21 protein-coding genes are annotated in these 14,821 nt (G+C 50.4%); all 21 read left to right on the top strand.

The annotated features are described in order from the left end of the window. Positions 1 to 2: 2 nt before the first annotated feature. The 21 genes from ACXMYH_RS09745 to ACXMYH_RS09645 all read left to right on the top strand — a co-directional run bounded on the left by ACXMYH_RS09745 (position 3) and on the right by ACXMYH_RS09645 (position 14,819). Positions 3 to 236: a hypothetical protein gene (locus ACXMYH_RS09745; RefSeq protein WP_117484093.1), complete on the top strand. Its 234-nt coding sequence runs from the start codon at positions 3 to 5 to the stop codon at positions 234 to 236. Positions 237 to 455: 219 nt separating this feature from the next. Next, on the top strand, positions 456 to 1,700 hold the full coding sequence (locus ACXMYH_RS09740; RefSeq protein WP_118322434.1) for a DUF2213 domain-containing protein: 1,245 nt from the start codon (positions 456 to 458) through the stop codon (positions 1,698 to 1,700). Next, the gene (locus tag ACXMYH_RS09735) at positions 1,700 to 2,203 is read left to right on the top strand and encodes a structural cement protein Gp24 (protein WP_117515385.1); all 504 of its coding nucleotides are present in this window, start codon (positions 1,700 to 1,702) and stop codon (positions 2,201 to 2,203) included. Before ACXMYH_RS09740 ends, ACXMYH_RS09735 begins: the two co-directional genes overlap by 1 nt. 13 nt (positions 2,204 to 2,216) lie before the next feature. Beyond that, positions 2,217 to 3,257 carry a DUF2184 domain-containing protein gene (locus ACXMYH_RS09730; protein ID WP_117515387.1) on the top strand — a complete coding sequence of 347 codons (1,041 nt, stop codon included), beginning with the start codon at positions 2,217 to 2,219 and terminating at the stop codon, positions 3,255 to 3,257. 11 nt (positions 3,258 to 3,268) lie between these two features. Continuing rightward, the gene (locus ACXMYH_RS09725; RefSeq protein ID WP_120040506.1) at positions 3,269 to 3,571 is read left to right on the top strand and encodes a hypothetical protein; all 303 of its coding nucleotides are present in this window, start codon (positions 3,269 to 3,271) and stop codon (positions 3,569 to 3,571) included. Between the two features lie 5 nt (positions 3,572 to 3,576). Further along, complete coding sequence (locus ACXMYH_RS09720; RefSeq protein WP_486554786.1) at positions 3,577 to 4,113, top strand: DUF4054 domain-containing protein; 537 nt, start codon at positions 3,577 to 3,579, stop codon at positions 4,111 to 4,113. Continuing rightward, positions 4,106 to 4,588, top strand: coding sequence for an NUMOD4 motif-containing HNH endonuclease (locus ACXMYH_RS09715; RefSeq protein WP_486554785.1), 483 nt, complete (start codon positions 4,106 to 4,108; stop codon positions 4,586 to 4,588). Before ACXMYH_RS09720 ends, ACXMYH_RS09715 begins: the two co-directional genes overlap by 8 nt. After that, entirely contained in the window at positions 4,578 to 4,985 is a 408-nt protein-coding gene (locus ACXMYH_RS09710; protein ID WP_486554784.1) for a hypothetical protein, read from the top strand. Before ACXMYH_RS09715 ends, ACXMYH_RS09710 begins: the two co-directional genes overlap by 11 nt. 4 nt (positions 4,986 to 4,989) lie before the next feature. Next, a complete protein-coding gene (locus ACXMYH_RS09705; RefSeq protein WP_486554783.1) occupies positions 4,990 to 5,487 on the top strand; it encodes an HK97 gp10 family phage protein in 498 nt (165 codons plus the stop codon). After that, entirely contained in the window at positions 5,484 to 5,942 is a 459-nt protein-coding gene (locus tag ACXMYH_RS09700; protein ID WP_486554782.1) for a phage tail terminator family protein, read from the top strand. The genes ACXMYH_RS09705 and ACXMYH_RS09700 overlap by 4 nt, the downstream gene beginning before the upstream one ends. Further along, positions 5,917 to 6,102 (top strand): hypothetical protein, encoded by a 186-nt coding sequence (locus ACXMYH_RS09695; RefSeq protein WP_118322441.1) that lies wholly within the window; start codon positions 5,917 to 5,919, stop codon positions 6,100 to 6,102. Before ACXMYH_RS09700 ends, ACXMYH_RS09695 begins: the two co-directional genes overlap by 26 nt. 1 nt (position 6,103) lies before the next feature. Continuing rightward, positions 6,104 to 7,462 carry a phage tail sheath family protein gene (locus tag ACXMYH_RS09690; protein WP_486554781.1) on the top strand — a complete coding sequence of 453 codons (1,359 nt, stop codon included), beginning with the start codon at positions 6,104 to 6,106 and terminating at the stop codon, positions 7,460 to 7,462. Positions 7,463 to 7,475: 13 nt separating this feature from the next. Next, positions 7,476 to 7,961 (top strand): phage tail tube protein, encoded by a 486-nt coding sequence (locus ACXMYH_RS09685; protein ID WP_486554780.1) that lies wholly within the window; start codon positions 7,476 to 7,478, stop codon positions 7,959 to 7,961. A gap of 11 nt (positions 7,962 to 7,972) precedes the next feature. Next, entirely contained in the window at positions 7,973 to 8,362 is a 390-nt protein-coding gene (locus tag ACXMYH_RS09680; protein WP_486554779.1) for a phage tail assembly chaperone, read from the top strand. Between the two features lie 162 nt (positions 8,363 to 8,524). Further along, positions 8,525 to 10,594: a tape measure protein gene (locus tag ACXMYH_RS09675; RefSeq protein WP_486554778.1), complete on the top strand. Its 2,070-nt coding sequence runs from the start codon at positions 8,525 to 8,527 to the stop codon at positions 10,592 to 10,594. Between the two features lie 16 nt (positions 10,595 to 10,610). Continuing rightward, entirely contained in the window at positions 10,611 to 11,318 is a 708-nt protein-coding gene (locus tag ACXMYH_RS09670) for a hypothetical protein (protein ID WP_486554777.1), read from the top strand. 6 nt (positions 11,319 to 11,324) lie between these two features. Then, entirely contained in the window at positions 11,325 to 12,341 is a 1,017-nt protein-coding gene (locus ACXMYH_RS09665) for an XkdQ/YqbQ family protein (protein WP_486554776.1), read from the top strand. Continuing rightward, complete coding sequence (locus ACXMYH_RS09660) at positions 12,338 to 12,649, top strand: DUF2577 domain-containing protein (protein WP_117484109.1); 312 nt, start codon at positions 12,338 to 12,340, stop codon at positions 12,647 to 12,649. Before ACXMYH_RS09665 ends, ACXMYH_RS09660 begins: the two co-directional genes overlap by 4 nt. A 10-nt stretch (positions 12,650 to 12,659) precedes the next feature. Next, positions 12,660 to 13,061, top strand: coding sequence for a DUF2634 domain-containing protein (locus ACXMYH_RS09655; protein ID WP_486554775.1), 402 nt, complete (start codon positions 12,660 to 12,662; stop codon positions 13,059 to 13,061). Further along, positions 13,058 to 14,206 carry a baseplate J/gp47 family protein gene (locus ACXMYH_RS09650; protein WP_486554774.1) on the top strand — a complete coding sequence of 383 codons (1,149 nt, stop codon included), beginning with the start codon at positions 13,058 to 13,060 and terminating at the stop codon, positions 14,204 to 14,206. Before ACXMYH_RS09655 ends, ACXMYH_RS09650 begins: the two co-directional genes overlap by 4 nt. Continuing rightward, on the top strand, positions 14,199 to 14,819 hold the full coding sequence (locus ACXMYH_RS09645) for a putative phage tail protein (RefSeq protein WP_486554773.1): 621 nt from the start codon (positions 14,199 to 14,201) through the stop codon (positions 14,817 to 14,819). The genes ACXMYH_RS09650 and ACXMYH_RS09645 overlap by 8 nt, the downstream gene beginning before the upstream one ends. Positions 14,820 to 14,821 lie beyond the last annotated feature (2 nt).

Here is a 14,821-nt window from a genome sequence, read left to right as displayed (position 1 = left end):
CTATGTTGGTAGGCAAGGAGCTTGAAATGTATCAGGTTCAAGGGAAAAAGGTGCAGATTTATTTAAATGACGGATCAGAATTGGTTGGAATGTGTACGGAATTTTCTTCGGCATACGATAATGATCCAGAAGAGGCAAGTATTACTCTGCACAGACCGTTAAAGGATGGAAAAGAACTTCCGTGGGAAACAGAAGTGATGGAGCATGAAATTAAAGAAATCAAAATAACAGATTAGTACCATCAGTCAGAAATGGCCGGTGGTATTTTTATACCCATTTTTAGGTGTTGCGACGTCGCAACAAACAGGGAGGTGATTACAATAGGATTTTTCAAGTGGATCAGACAGCATCGATGCAGCCATCACTACTGCAAACACTGGAGCCGGGATTCCGGCCCGTATGGAGGTTATGTGAAACGCTGCGTGAGGTGCGACAAGACAGAAAGGTGGAAATAGATGCTTGCGTATTACGGATACACGATAAGCCCAAACCAGCTCGAGACTGGCGAGGGCTTTTTGATTTGTAAGAATGTGCCAATTGCCCGCACCGGAACGCAGGACTATCTCGGAAGTGAGCTGGGGCTCTCCGGTGGGGATTCCAGCCGGATCATCGCTGTCATCCGTTCGCCGGATGAAGTGTTTTCCGAGGCGGCCATGGCGTCTTTTGAGGGCAAGCCGGTGACAAATGATCATCCGCCTGGACTGATCGGACCGGATGACGTGAAGAACTACGAGATGGGGCATGCACAGAATATCCGCCGGGGAACCGGTGAATGGAAGGACTTCATGATCGCGGATCTTCATATCCACGACAGAGACCTGATCGATGCGATCCAGAACGGAAAGCGGGAAATCAGCTGCGGATATGAATGTGATTATGCGAAGAATGAGGATGGCACATACAGCCAGAAAAATATCAGAGGGAATCATGTAGCGGTAGTGGACCGGGGAAGAGCCGGGAAGCGGGCCGCTATTTTAGATTCAGATAAAAACAAAAAGGCAGACAAGCCGGAAAGGAAAGCAATGAGTAAAAAGGGATTATTTTTCAACCTCTTCGGACAGGCCGTCAAGGATAAGAGTCCGGAAGAAATCCAGCAGCTGGCCATGGATGCTGCGGCCGCGTTAGATGCGGAGGAGACAAAAGGCAAGGAGGGAGCGACCCCGGAGGGGGAAAAGACATCAGAGGAGAAGCCGGGAGAGACAGGAAAGACTCCGACTAAGGACGCCGCGTTTCTGGATGCCCTGGATAAGAAGATCGACAAACTCTTAGAGGTCCTTGATAAAGCTCCGGAGGAAGAAAAGAAGGATCCGATGGACGAGGCCATCAAGGCATTAGAGGGAACCGAGGACGCTGATCCGAAGGGAGAAGAAAAGAAAGAGGGCGAGGCAAAGGTCGTTCCGGCAGAAGAGATGGATGGAGAATCTTCAGAAGGTATGGACAAAGCAGTAGCTCTCGGAATCTTAAAGGCAATGCGTCCGACCGTGGCCGCGATCCAGGATCCGGTACAGAGACAGGCTGTTTCTGATGCGCTGATCAAACTTGTTACCACAAACGATTCGAAGAGCGATATCAGCGCGATCTTAAATGCATCCCGCGCGAACGCAAAGAATGCAGCTGATAAAGCGCCGGTCATGGATGTGGACCAGTGTCAGGCCGCTTATGACGCAAGAAACCCGCACAAGAGAAAGGAGAATAACTGATGAGAGGACAGGTAATTGGAAAGAGCATGCCGCACGGCTATGCCGGAAGCTATGCAAGACAGGCAGATATGGTGGTAGACACCCATCCGAGCGAAGGTGAGATCGCATTCGGTGCGCCGGTAGTACTTGGAACCGCGGGAGCAGTAAAACCGTGGGAAGCAGCATCCACAGCGGCGAAGTTCGTCGGTGTCGCACTTCGTGAGGTAAAATCCGCAACGGATTATATGAACCAGAACGAGGGCGGATATCACAAAAACGAAGCCGTGCCGGTCATGAAGCGCGGCTGTGTGAACGTGATCTGCCAGAATGGCACACCGGCACCGGGCGGAAAGGTCTACATCCGCACCGTGGAAAATGAGTCTTACCCGAAGGCAGTTATCGGAGGCTTTGAAGCGGCAGCAGATACCGGAAAGAACGTGGAACTGACAAACGCACAGTGGAAGGGAAGCGCAGATGCCAATGGCGTGGCAGAGATGCGGATCCTGACCATCTTAAACGCATAGGAGGGAACGAGACATGGCATTTAAGAATGTAGGTACATACAACTTAGATAAAGCGGTGAGCGGGTCTGCCGGAGCCGCAAACGCAGGTGCATTTACAATGGACGCTGCCGGAATTGCCTCCGGACAGGCGTTCCTCACGGCTGAGCTTGAGAAGCGTGATACGCTCGTTCGGACACCGCTCACAAGCTTCACATACGCAAGAGATATCCCGATCCGTGTTGGCGGCGGCTGGGCAGAGTTTGTTTCCGCGATGCAGGTGGGTTACGGCATCACTGGAGGCTCCGGGGATAACCTGATGCATTCCGGCGGCGCGAACGGGATCCCGATGGTACAGGCAGACTTCTCGAAAGGACAGTATAAAACCCACGTGGTTGCCGCAGGTACCCGTGTGATGTGGGTCGATCTGCAGCGTGGTAATATGACCGGACGCAACATGGACAGTCTCCTTCGTGACGGTCTGCGTCTGACTTACGACAAGCACATGGATGAGAATACCTACGTGGGATTTTCCAGATTTGGCACCACAGGCTTGTTAAACAATCCGGATGTTACCGTAACAAACGCGGCAACCAATGGTGCAACGACATCCAGTACAAAGTTCAAGGACAAGACACCAGATCAGATTTTGAAGGACATCAACGAGGCGATCCTCTTAGCATGGAATGCCTCCGAGAACGATAATGCAGCGATTCCGAACCATATCATCATGCCGTATGAGCAGTTCAATTACCTCGCAACCACAAAGGTGACAGATCTGGCAGAAAAGACGATCTTAACCTTCCTGCTCGAGAACAACGTTGCCAAGCAGAACGGATCCGATCTTGTGATCGCAGCAACAAAGTGGTGCAAGGGAGCCGGAGATGCAGGGGTGGATCGTATGGTGGTCTATCGCAATGAGGAACGTTTCCTTGCGATGGATGAGCTGGTACCGCTGACGAGAGCCATGACAAGCTCTAACACTAATGACTTCTGCTTTGACACTGCCTATGCCGGAAACCTGTCCGAGGTAGAGATGTTCTACGACCAGACCATGCTCTATGTAGACGGAATTTAAGGAGGGAACACATGTTTATTATAGCGAAAAGAAATTATCTGGTGAGACGGGCCGATGGCTCGTTTTACCGGATCGAAAAGGATTATATCGGAGAGATCCCGGAGGATGTCGCAGAGAGTGAGCTTGTCCAGAGAGCGATCGTCGGCGGTAATATTGCGGTTCCGGGCGGCACCAAAGACAAGGAGCTCTATAAGGCAGATGATGCGGCGGCAGAGCAGGCAGCAGAATATGACATCCGTCCTGACACTGAGAAACCGGCGGCGGAGGAAGAGGCTAAGAAGTCTGTAAAAGCGAAGAGTACAAAGAAAGAGTGATGCCTATGTGGCCGTATGGAAGCACAAACCCGATGACAGCAAAGTTTCAGGCGGCAAAAGAGCAGGCGGCGAACCTTACACAGCCGGGAGAGCGGGGAGCTTACACGGAAGAGATGTTCCGGGAAGACTTCCCGCAGTTTACGAAGAAAGTCACTCCAGAGAATGATGGGGATCCCGAAATTCAGGATCTTCTTCCGAAAGGGATCCTTCAGATGTTTCTGGAACAGGTCAATGACAGTGTCCTTCCATCGCGCTGGGGAAGCATGTGGCGCTATGCCGCAGGGCTTTACCTGGCGCATTTTGCGGCGATGTACTTAAAGACATACGCTCCGGAGTCTTCCGGGGCGGCACAGGCAGCCGCAAAGGCACAGCCCGCAGGAGTCATTAAGAGCGCCACGATGGGCGATACCCAGATCAGCTATGATAATTCCGCTGTAACGATCGGAACCGAGAAGTGGGGCAGCTGGAACGCCACGCAGTACGGACAGCAGCTTGCAACGCTCGCCCGGCTGGTGGGGATGGGAGGCATGTGGATTGGATGAGATATGGAAAGATGTTCCAGGGTTTGAAGGAAGATATTCGGTCAGTAACAAAGGGAAGGTGAAGAGCCTAAACTATGGGAATACTGGGAAAAGCCGCAATTTAAAACCTAATTTGAAAAAAGATGGATATTATGATGTTGCATTGGCAGATTCAGGAAAATATCGGTATATGCGAGTTCATCGTCTAGTCGCTCTTGCATTTATACCTAATCCGAACAGGAAGACGGTAATCAACCACATTAATGGAGTAAAAACAGATAACCGTGTAGAAAACCTTGAATGGTGTACCCCATCTGAGAATACTCTTCATGCTAGCAAAAATGGTTTGCTTTCACAAAACACGCCAGCACAAATTGAGGCACGTAAGAAAAATGCCTTGCTTGCAGGCGCGTCAAATAAAGGACGAAAGGTGAGTGTGGAAACACGTATGAAAATGAGCATAGCTCATCAGAGGAGGAAACAGTATGTTATTTGACAATCCGATTTTCAAAAACTGGTATACCGATCTCATGGACGTCTGCCGGGTCGTTCCGGTAAAGGACGGGAATGTCACCAGACAGGAACGGAAAACGGTTGCGGAGAAGGTCCCGTGCCGCGTGTATCATACAGGAACCGGGAGTCCGGGCATCACCGACAATGCCGCCAGGATCAGAGGAGAGGACAAGCTCTCCTGCGATCTTTCTGTGGACATCCAGGCCGGAGACGAGTTGTATGTGATCCGCGGAGGAAATATCGGACATGCAAACGAGCCGGAACGGTATCTTGCCGGACCTCCGCAGGACTTTTATGATCCGATCGGCGGTGCGCTCACTGGTCTGGAACATAAAGAGGTGACACTCTTGAGAGAGAACCTGATCGGATCCGGGAGGTGAACAGATGTCAAGCTTTGGAAGCCAGATGCGGAAACGACTGGAAGAACTGAGAAAAGCCGGAGAGAATGTTCCGAAGATTATGGCAGAGGTTGCTGAAGGAGCGACCATTGAGGCGGTTCGCGTGGCAACAGAAAAGACGCCGCCGAATGATGGAACCCTTGCCGGGACCAACATGAGAAGCGGGCAGATGGCACAGCACTGGGCGACAGACAGTGTGACAACACCGGTCGTGACGGGCGGCAGTGTCCGGACCGAACTCAATAACAACATGCAGTACGCATCCTATGTGAATGACGGACACCGGGGCGATAAACATTTCGTTCCGGGTCTGATCATCAATGGGAATCTCTTGGAGCGGAGTCCGGATGGATCCGGCGGTATCATGGTCGGAACCAAAACGAGCTATGTGCAGGGGAAGTACATGAAAGAGGCAGGAATCGGAAGGTACCGGGATGTGGTCCGGACGGAACTGGAAAAACGGGTAGAGGAGGCATTCAAATGATCTTTTCCTTACATCATGTGATCGACAGCCTGGCCGGTATGCTTACCGGAGCATATCCGGACTATCCGGTATATGACAGCCCAAACCAGCAGGGAACGAGTTTTCCCTGCTTCTTTCTTTTCTTCATGCCGTCCACGATCGAGGAGCATGTGGGAAACCACTATTTCCGTGATCTCGGCGTGGATCTTGTCTTTGTACAGCAGCGGAACCTGGTAAACGGAAACCGGAAGATCCATGAGATCGCGGAGTTTCTGGACCGGAATCTGGATCCGTTCCCATACACAGATGGCAGCGGAAAGAGCGTTCCGGTTCCAGTGCAGGATCAGCAGTGGAGCATTGAAGATGAGGAGCTGCATTACCAGTTCCATATCCGGACGCGGATCCTGGTGGAAGAAACGGAAAACATGATGCAGGAGATGGAGGAGAACAATGTCGGTATCAAAGAAAACGACTAAGAAAACGGAGGAAAAGAAGTACTCCACAGAGAAACTTTTGAAAAGCCGCCGTCTTGCGGCATATCAGCCGGATTTCGCCAGGGTGATCCTGAAGGAACCGGAATACACGATCTCTGAGGCGGTTGACGCCCTGGAGACAGCTTTGAAAGGAGGCAGATAACATGGCAGGTGGTACATGGATGAGCCAGAATAAGGTCCAGCCGGGCGTGTACATCAATACAAAATCGAGCGGGAATCTTTCCGCAAGTGTGGGAGAAAAGGGCGTTGTGGCGATCGCTGAGCCGCTCTCCTGGGGACCCTGTGAGGTCATTCAGACGATCATTCCGGGAGAAGACCTGACTCCGTATATCGGCTATGATGTCACAAATGAGAAAGCATTATTCCTTAAGGAAATGATGAAGGGCAGCGATACCACACCGGGACCGATCAAGATCCTGTTATATCGTCCGAAGGGAACCGGCGGCGTCAAGGCGTCCGGAACGATCGGCGCCTTATCGGTGACAGCACTGTATGAAGGCATCCGCGGAAATGATATCACAATGATCGTCCAGGAAGATCCGGACACAGGCGGAACCTATGTGGTATCTACGGTCGTGGATGGAAGAACCGTGGATGAACAGACAGTAACCGCGCTTTCTGAGCTTTCCGCAAATGCCTGGGTGACATTCTCGGGAACCGGAAACACGTTCACAGAGACAGCCGGAACCGCTCTGAGTGGCGGTGTGGATCCGACGGTCGCCAATGCAGATTATTCCGCATTCCTGACAGCACTGGAAAAATACACGTTCGATATCGTGGTTTACGACGGAACGGAGTCGGTTGTGATCGAGGCTTATGCGTCCTTTGTAAAGAGGATTTCTGAACGTGTCGGTCGGAAGTGCCAGGCAGTTATGGCAGGCGCAGAGGACAGCAATACCGAGTGGGTGATCTCGTCCGGAAACGGCGTTAAGCTCTCTGACGGTACGGTGCTGACTCCACAGCAGGTAACCTGGTGGCTCGGCGGAGCGGAGGCAGGTGCTCCGTATAATCAGTCCCTGACCTATTCCAGATATCCGAACGCAGTGGAAGCGAGTCCGAAGCTGACCGATACGGAGATCGAGGAAGCAATCCAGAAGGGCAAGATTGTGTTTATCGATACCTTTGACACTGTCAAGGTATGCACAGATATCAACACCCTGACAAGCTTCACGGTAGATAAACAGAGCTGCTTTGCAAAGAACCGCGTGATGCGTGTCCTGAACCAGTTCTGCAATGATGTTTATAAGCAGTTTTCCCTGTATTACATCGGGAAGACCAACAATAACGACGATGGAAGAAATCTTCTGAAGGGCTGGATCGTTGGATATTTAAATGAGATGCAGGCAAACGGAGGCGTGCAGAACTTTGTTCCGGATGATGTGGAAGTCCTGGCCGGAAACGAGATCGATGCCGTTGTTGTAAACGTTGCGATCCAGCCGGTGGACAGCATTGAGAAGATCTACATGACAGTAAATGTGTCTGTTAATTCGGACAATGAGTAAGGAGGTGTAAGATATGGTAATCAACGAAGGATATTTACTCGCACAGGATTCCTACCGCGGCGCGGCCGGAAAAGCTTTTACTGTGATCAATGGAAGCAATGAGCTTCTGTTTGGACTGAAGAAATTTAACTCTAACGCTGAGATCCAGACGGGTGAGTTTAAGGTTGTCGGAGCGCTGACAGAACAGGAAAAGGTCAAAGGATTAAAGTATTCCGGATCAGCTACGATCTATTACGGAACCCCGACGTTTTTAACTTTGTTATCGGAGTTTAAACGTACCGGAAAATTCCCAACGATCAACTTCCAGATCACGAACGATGATCCATCCTCATCGTTGGGTACCCAAACCGTTGTGCTCTATAACGTCATCTTAAAGAAGATCCCGATCGCGGTCCTGGATGATTCTGCGGAGAGTCTTCAGATTGATATCGAGTTCACATTCAGCGATTTCGAGGTACTGAAATCATTTAACAGCCAGCCAGCTCAGTTAGGCAAATAGGAGGAAAAAACATGGGAAATTTAGGAGCATACTTAAGACCGGTTCCGGCCGGAAAGACGAAAGAGTTTTATCTGGAAAACTTTAAGGATGAAAAAGGGGAGAAGATCCCGTTTGTTGTAAAAGCGATCACACCGAAGGAAAACGATAGGATCGTAAAAAGAAACACTGTAAAAGGTGTTTTTAACAATGCGACTTATATAAATGAGATGATCGTGACCTGCATGGAGACACCGAATCTCAAGGATGCAGAGCTTTGCAGTTTCTATGGTGTCATGGACCCGACAGAGGTGCCGGGCCTCATGTTCACGATCGGGGAAAAGAATCTTGTCATGGATGCGGTTTCTGAGATCAACGATGTCAAGATGGCAAGCGAGCTGAAGAATGCCGCAAAAAACTTTTAGAGGGAGGAGACTGGGAGACAGAAACAAGCTATTTTGCTTTTGTCTCCCTTGGAATCTTCCCGGAAGACTTTGAGAAACGGCCATTGAGGGAAAAGATTCTTATGTTTACAATGATGGACCGGTTGTCGAAAGAGATGAAAAACAAGTGAGGAGGCGATGTGAATGGGTAAAATACAGGAAAATCTTGTTTTGACGGATGAATTTACGGCTGCATTCACCCGGTTCTTAACGCTTGGTGAGTCAGCAGTGGGAGCAACTGAAAGGATCAACAATTCCATCAATATGATGGGGCAGTCTTCCAATACGATCGCGGCAGCCGGTTTTAATACCCTGGATCAGAAGATCACGGAACTCAGCGGAAAAATCCAGGAACAGGGAGCTGCCCTTCAAGCATTGGGAGACACGGCCAACAGTATTAGTGGAAAAGGTTTTGACCAGATGACAGCAGCAATCAAGGAAGGCAATTCCGCATTGATCGATACGATCGAAAACCAGTCACGTCTGGGACGAGAGACACAGAAGACAAATGACCAAGCGGGCAAACTCCTGAGTACGATCAAGAGGATTGCCGCGGCCGCCGGTGTGACAACACTGGTACGTAGTTTCCTGGATTTCTCTGACACCCAGGCTCAGATCAACGCCCGCTTAAACCTCATGAACGACGGCTTTCAGACAACGAATGAACTGAGTGAGATGATCTATCAGTCGGCACTGCGTTCCAAAGCGGCTTATTCCGATACGGCAGATGCAGTCGGAAAGATGGGGCTGAATGCCGGAAATGCATTCTCTTCGAACCAGGAGCTGATCGCATTCACGGAGCAGGTGAATAAGCAGTTCAAGATCGGCGGTGCGTCGGCTCAGGAACAGAGTAATGCGATGGTGCAGCTTACCCAGGCGATGGCGGCTGGTGTCCTGCGAGGTCAGGACTTAAACTCCATTCTGGCGGCGGCTCCGGGAATCGCCAGGACCATCGAGGAGAGTATGGGATGGGCGTCCGGATCCATCAAGCAGTATGCGGAGGACGGAAAAGTCACAGCTCAGGTTGTAAAGAATGCGCTGCTTGATATGGCGGATCAGACGAACCAGAAGTTTGAATCGATCCCGATGACGTTGTCGGATGCGATGACGCAGGCGCAGAACATCGTCCAGCATGAAGTAAAGCAGATGGCACAGTCCTGGAATGATTTTATTCAGACAGATCAGGGACAGGAGATCCTCGGTGAAGCGATCTCGCTGCTGTCCGTGATGGCTCAAGTCGGAACGGATGCACTGTCAGGGATTGGATCGGCGGCACTTTTTGTTGCCGACAACATGGATATGATCCTTCCGATCCTGGCGGCCGTGGGGCTGGGATTCCTGCTTGTGAAGGCACAGGCGGTCCAGGCAGCGCTTGGAAGTGCAGCAGTGGCAGGAATTCACATGGCTTCGTGGGCGGCCGCGAACTGGCCGATTCTGCTCCTGGTGGCATTGTTTGCGGGAGCATTGATCGCAGCACAGCAGTTTGGAATCGGGATGCAGGAAGTCGGCGGCTGGGTCGGACAGGTCTTCGGAATGACCTACGCAGTTGGCTACAATGTATTTGCCACACTCTGGAATGTGATCGCTTCGTTTGCAGAGTTCTTCGCGAATGTATTTAACGATCCAGTTGCTGCTATTGCACATCTGTTTTCGAATGCATTGGATACGATCCTCAGTATGGTAGAAACTGCGGCAGGTGCGATCGATGCACTGACAGGTTCTCATCTTCAGGGGGCTGTGAGTGGCTTCCGCGGAAAACTATCTGGCTGGGTAGACGATACCTTTGGAGAGAATGCAATCCAGATTAAGCGGATGGCAAACCTTGATATCGGTGCTACAGCGGCAGAATGGGGAAACTACGGGGCAAATCTCGGTTCCAAACTGGACAATCTGGATCTTGATATTGGAAAACTCGCGGGAAGCTTCAACGACCTGGACCTTTCCGGCGGAAACAATATCGATAAGGTCGCGAAGGTTGGAAAAGTCGGCAAGGTGGATGATATCAAATTGTCAGATGAAGATCTGAAAATCTACCGGGATCTTGCGGAACGACGGTATATGAATAAGATCGAGCTGAAGACTCTGGCACCGGAAATCAATGTGTCGATTCCGGAATCAGCGGGTGGAAACCTGACGGCCGATGATGTCACGGATTATATTCGGAAGATGCTCATCGAGCAGATGAACTCCCAGACATCGGTATCGCACGGATGATGAAAGGAGTGTGTTCATGGCAAAATTAAAAATCGGATGTTCGATCTATCTGGCATTTGCCGGAAAGAAGGTAAAGCTCCCGGTAAACCCGGAAGAGATTGAAATAAAAAATCCGACAGACCATAAAACGTATGACGTCATCGGTGTGGGTGAGATCGTGGTTCCCAGGAAGCCTTCTTTAAAAGAGGTATCCTGGGAATCCTTTTTCCCGGGAGATCGCCAGGCCGTGTATGTAAACGGTAGGGCAAAATCTCCATCCTATTATTTGAAATATTTCGAAAAAGCATTGAAGAAAAAGCAGATCTGCCGTCTGATCATCACAAGGTCCGGTGGATCCGACACCAATATGAAATGCATTGTTTCAAACTTTGAGACGAAGGATAAGGGCGGGGAACCCAAAGATATCTATTACAGCCTGGAATTACAGGAGTATCGCTCCTATGCACCGAAGATCGTCTCGATATTAAAGACTCCTGCCACAGGGCAGGCAAGCGCTGAGGCATCCACAGAGACTCCGAGGGCGGTTGAATCCCCGGTTCTTCGTGTCGGTGCCGCGGTGATCGTAAACGGGGAATACTGCTATGACAGCTACGGCGGTAGACCTTATGGAACGGCCAACAACCTGAGCACTACGGTGACTCGGATCGTTTCCGGGAACCCGTATCCGGTCCACGTCGGATCCTATGGATGGGTACAGGAAAGCCAGTTGCAGATTACGGGGTGATGAAAGATGGAGAGATCATTGCAGGTCCAAATAAAAGGAAAAGCTCCCGATGGTTCAGACCTGATAACGATCATGGAATACATAGAGGTTGCCAGAGAGATCGAGTTCACGACGAACCGGATGGATGCGCCTGGAAAGTTAAAGTTTTCCTGTCTGGAGGATGGTCCGATCGGGATTCCGGAGGGAAGCTCCGTGGAGTACAGTGTCGATGGAACAAAGCTGTTCAAAGGATATGTGTTTACCATTGAACGTACCAGGGATGGTGAGACAACCTATACCGCTTATGATCAGCTTCGGTACCTGAAAGCGAATGCCAGCTATTCCCTTGACAACATGAGTTTTGAACAGATCCTTACGCGGATTGCCGGAGACTTTGGCTTGAAAGTAGGAACATTGGAAACAACCGGGTATGTGTTTCCGACATTTCTGAAGGAAAATGATGACTGTCTGAACATTGTATTTGACGCGCTGTCAGAGACCATTGTCCAGACCGGGAAGATCTTCATTCTGTACGATAAAGCCGGAGAACTGACGCTTGTGGAAGCGAAAAACTGGTTTACGAACACAATGGTAGGAGATGGCAGTCTGGTAACAGACTACACCTATAAGCGTGATATTGATTCTGATACCTATAACCGCGTGAAGCTTGCCCGGAAGAATGAAAAGAGTGGACGCACCGACGTGTACGTGCATGAAGACACCGATACGATCAAAAAGTGGGGGCTTTTGCAGTATTATGATGAGGTGGATGAGAACCTGAATGAGGCACAGATCGACAAGATGTGTGAGGCATATCTCCAGTATTACAACCGGGTCCTTCAGACGTTGAAGCTGGAGGCAATCGGATTGCCGGAGATCCGTGCCGGCATGATTCTGCCGGTTAAGGTCGGGGATATTGAAGATCTTGCCACGTCGAGGCTGCTCCTTGCAGAAAAGGTGACGCAGAAATGGGAAGGAGAGGACCATACCATGCAGATTGAAGTGAAATCATTTGAACAACTGGGAGGTGTGAGCATCATATGACAACGGAACTTCTTGGAGTCCTTCAGGAGATCGTAAAAAACTATATGAATGCGATAAAAATGACGGACAAGGCCACTGGGACCGTCACAAAGACCTCTCCGCTCACGATCCAGACAGATACCTCCCTGCCGCCGATTTCCGGGAATGCGCTGATCCTGACGAGCAACGTCATCGAGCGGACGGAGCAGGTGAAGGGTGGCGCCGGTGGAACAGTAACAGTCACGGAAGGGTTAAAAGCGGGAGACAAGGTCCTGCTCCTCCGAGTCCAAAAAGGGCAGCAGTTTATTGTATTATCAAAGATCACATAAGGAGGTCATCATGGCAGTATTACCGGAAGGTGTGGGGCTTGATGTGACCCTGCATCATGTGGAAAAACCGACAAGGACATTCCTGATCGACTGGTCATCGAAACAGGTCTCCGGCATGGATGAAGGACTTCCTGCAATGCGTCAGGCCGTGGAGATCATCCTTCAGATTGAACGGTTCCGGTGGCAGATCTATTCGTCTGATTTTGGAAGTGAACTGGAGAACCTGGTGGGAGAAGAACGGGATTACATCGAAAGTGAACTCCCCCGCCGGATCGAAGATGCATTTTCAGGAGACAGCCGAATCCTTACAGTGGAAAATTTTGTATTTACGGAAAAAATACCGGGAGAGCTGAGCTGCAGCTTTGATGTGAAAACGGTATATGGAACATTGACGGAGGAGGTGAGTGTGTGATCGATTTTAGCGGATATACAAGGGAAGCGATTCAGAAAGAGATGTTGGACCAGGTGGATCCCAACATTGACACCAGGGAAGGCAGCATGATCCAGGCAGCGATTGGACCGGCGGCCTGGTATCTGGAAGGGGTTTACATGATCTTAAAGCAGATTCAGGATAACGCCTATCCGGCCACTGCGGTCGGTGACTGCCTGGATAAGATCGTTCAGACGCGAGGACTTACCAGAAAACAGGCAACGGCAGCAGTCCGGAAAGGAACCTTTAACACCGCAGTTCCATCCGGGTCGGAATTCAAGACGATCAACGGGGCAGATTCCCAGATCTTCGTGACCGGAGACCGGATCTCCGGAGGCGGGCCGGAATACGTCTATGCGATGCAGTGCAAGGATACGGGAATATCCGGAAACAACTATTCCGGGAATCTGCTCCCAATTACGCCGGTGGAAAATCTTACCTCCGCAGTTCTGGGAGATATCATCATGGCCGGAACGGAAGAGGAGACGGAGGAAGCGCTGAGAAGCCGGTTCTATGAGACGTTTGATGTCGCTGCATTCGGCGGAAATATCTCCTCTTATAAAAATGAGATTCTGTCAATTGAAGGAGTTGGAGCCGTGCAGGTATATCCGGCATGGAAGGGCGGCGGGACCGTCCTCTGCAGCATCCTCGGGGATGATCTCCGGCCGGCGCTTCCAGCTACAGTCCAGAAAGTTCAGAATATCATCTGCCCGCCGGAAGATGGCGGCAGCGTACCATCCGCAGACGGATATGGGATCGCACCGATCGGCGCGGCAGTGACGATCACAACAGGCACAGCGTTGACTTTAAATATTACATGTGACATCGATTTTGTAGAGATGATGCCGAACGGTGTTGAAACCTATAAAAATCAGATCAGGCAGAAGATTCAGGAATATCTGGATACGCTCTGTAAAGCATGGGGAGATGCTATAAAATCCCATCAGATCACGTATGCGGTCACGGTCTACGCGTCCAGGATCATCTATTCCATCCTAACGATCCAGGATGTTGTCAATGTGTCCAATGTAAAGATCAACGGCGTCAGCGGAGATCTGAAGCTTACAGAGACATCTGCATTGCAGCAGGTGCCGGTACTGGGGACGGTGGTGATCAACGGTGAGTAGAGCGGAAGAAACTTTAAGAGGACAGTTGCCGGAATACTTCCGGCCAATCATCGAATTCAGAGAGATATTAAAAGCACATGGATACAGTCTTGACAAGCTTGATGAAACAAGCGAGAAGGTGAAGGACAACAATTACATCGCAACCTGTGATGAGGAAACGATTGCGTATTATGAAAAGCTCCTGGGGATCACGTATCGTTTTGGAGACACGATGGAATACCGGAGAGCACGGGTACTGCAGAAATACAACACGATCGTTCCCTTTTCCATTGAATTTCTGAGAGACAAGCTCACGGAGCTGTACGGGGAAGACGGATATGAGATGTCCGTTGATTCAGCAGCTTGTAAGCTGAAGATAAAAGTTACATCAGACCGTTACGGGGCGATCGACCTTCTTTATGATCTTTTGTGGGATGTTGTTCCAGCTCACATTCAGATCCTTGCCAATCAGCAGACAACAAACCGTGTTCCGTGCCGCCTGTACGCAGCAGGAGCCGTTTCACGGGTATTTGTACAGACAATTTACAGACATACCGTTTATGACATCGAAGAGGCGGCAAATACAGGTGGAGCGGTATCAGGCACCAAGATTCAGACAATATCGAACGAATAGGA

The organism is Pilosibacter sp. NGB245 (assembly GCF_057397225.1).
The sequence above is the reverse complement of the archived record's forward strand: the minus strand, read 5'-3'. Positions and strand labels throughout refer to the sequence as shown.

Bases quoted from the DNA above. Each gene is read 5' to 3' on its own strand.
- ACXMYH_RS09685 (WP_486554780.1), top strand. From the start codon at position 7,476: ATGGTAATCAACGAAGGATATTTACTCGCACAGGATTCCTACCGCGGC.
- ACXMYH_RS09680 (WP_486554779.1), top strand. From the start codon at position 7,973: ATGGGAAATTTAGGAGCATACTTAAGACCGGTTCCGGCCGGAAAGACG.
- ACXMYH_RS09725 (WP_120040506.1), top strand. From the start codon at position 3,269: ATGTTTATTATAGCGAAAAGAAATTATCTGGTGAGACGGGCCGATGGC.
- ACXMYH_RS09695 (WP_118322441.1), top strand. From the start codon at position 5,917: ATGTCGGTATCAAAGAAAACGACTAAGAAAACGGAGGAAAAGAAGTAC.
- ACXMYH_RS09735 (WP_117515385.1), top strand. From the start codon at position 1,700: ATGAGAGGACAGGTAATTGGAAAGAGCATGCCGCACGGCTATGCCGGA.
- ACXMYH_RS09745 (WP_117484093.1), top strand. From the start codon at position 3: ATGTTGGTAGGCAAGGAGCTTGAAATGTATCAGGTTCAAGGGAAAAAG.
- ACXMYH_RS09675 (WP_486554778.1), top strand. From the start codon at position 8,525: ATGGGTAAAATACAGGAAAATCTTGTTTTGACGGATGAATTTACGGCT.
- ACXMYH_RS09670 (WP_486554777.1), top strand. From the start codon at position 10,611: ATGGCAAAATTAAAAATCGGATGTTCGATCTATCTGGCATTTGCCGGA.
- ACXMYH_RS09730 (WP_117515387.1), top strand. From the start codon at position 2,217: ATGGCATTTAAGAATGTAGGTACATACAACTTAGATAAAGCGGTGAGC.
- ACXMYH_RS09655 (WP_486554775.1), top strand. From the start codon at position 12,660: ATGGCAGTATTACCGGAAGGTGTGGGGCTTGATGTGACCCTGCATCAT.
- ACXMYH_RS09720 (WP_486554786.1), top strand. From the start codon at position 3,577: ATGTGGCCGTATGGAAGCACAAACCCGATGACAGCAAAGTTTCAGGCG.
- ACXMYH_RS09705 (WP_486554783.1), top strand. From the start codon at position 4,990: ATGTCAAGCTTTGGAAGCCAGATGCGGAAACGACTGGAAGAACTGAGA.
- ACXMYH_RS09665 (WP_486554776.1), top strand. From the start codon at position 11,325: ATGGAGAGATCATTGCAGGTCCAAATAAAAGGAAAAGCTCCCGATGGT.
- ACXMYH_RS09740 (WP_118322434.1), top strand. From the start codon at position 456: ATGCTTGCGTATTACGGATACACGATAAGCCCAAACCAGCTCGAGACT.
- ACXMYH_RS09660 (WP_117484109.1), top strand. From the start codon at position 12,338: ATGACAACGGAACTTCTTGGAGTCCTTCAGGAGATCGTAAAAAACTAT.
- ACXMYH_RS09690 (WP_486554781.1), top strand. From the start codon at position 6,104: ATGGCAGGTGGTACATGGATGAGCCAGAATAAGGTCCAGCCGGGCGTG.
- ACXMYH_RS09710 (WP_486554784.1), top strand. From the start codon at position 4,578: ATGTTATTTGACAATCCGATTTTCAAAAACTGGTATACCGATCTCATG.
- ACXMYH_RS09700 (WP_486554782.1), top strand. From the start codon at position 5,484: ATGATCTTTTCCTTACATCATGTGATCGACAGCCTGGCCGGTATGCTT.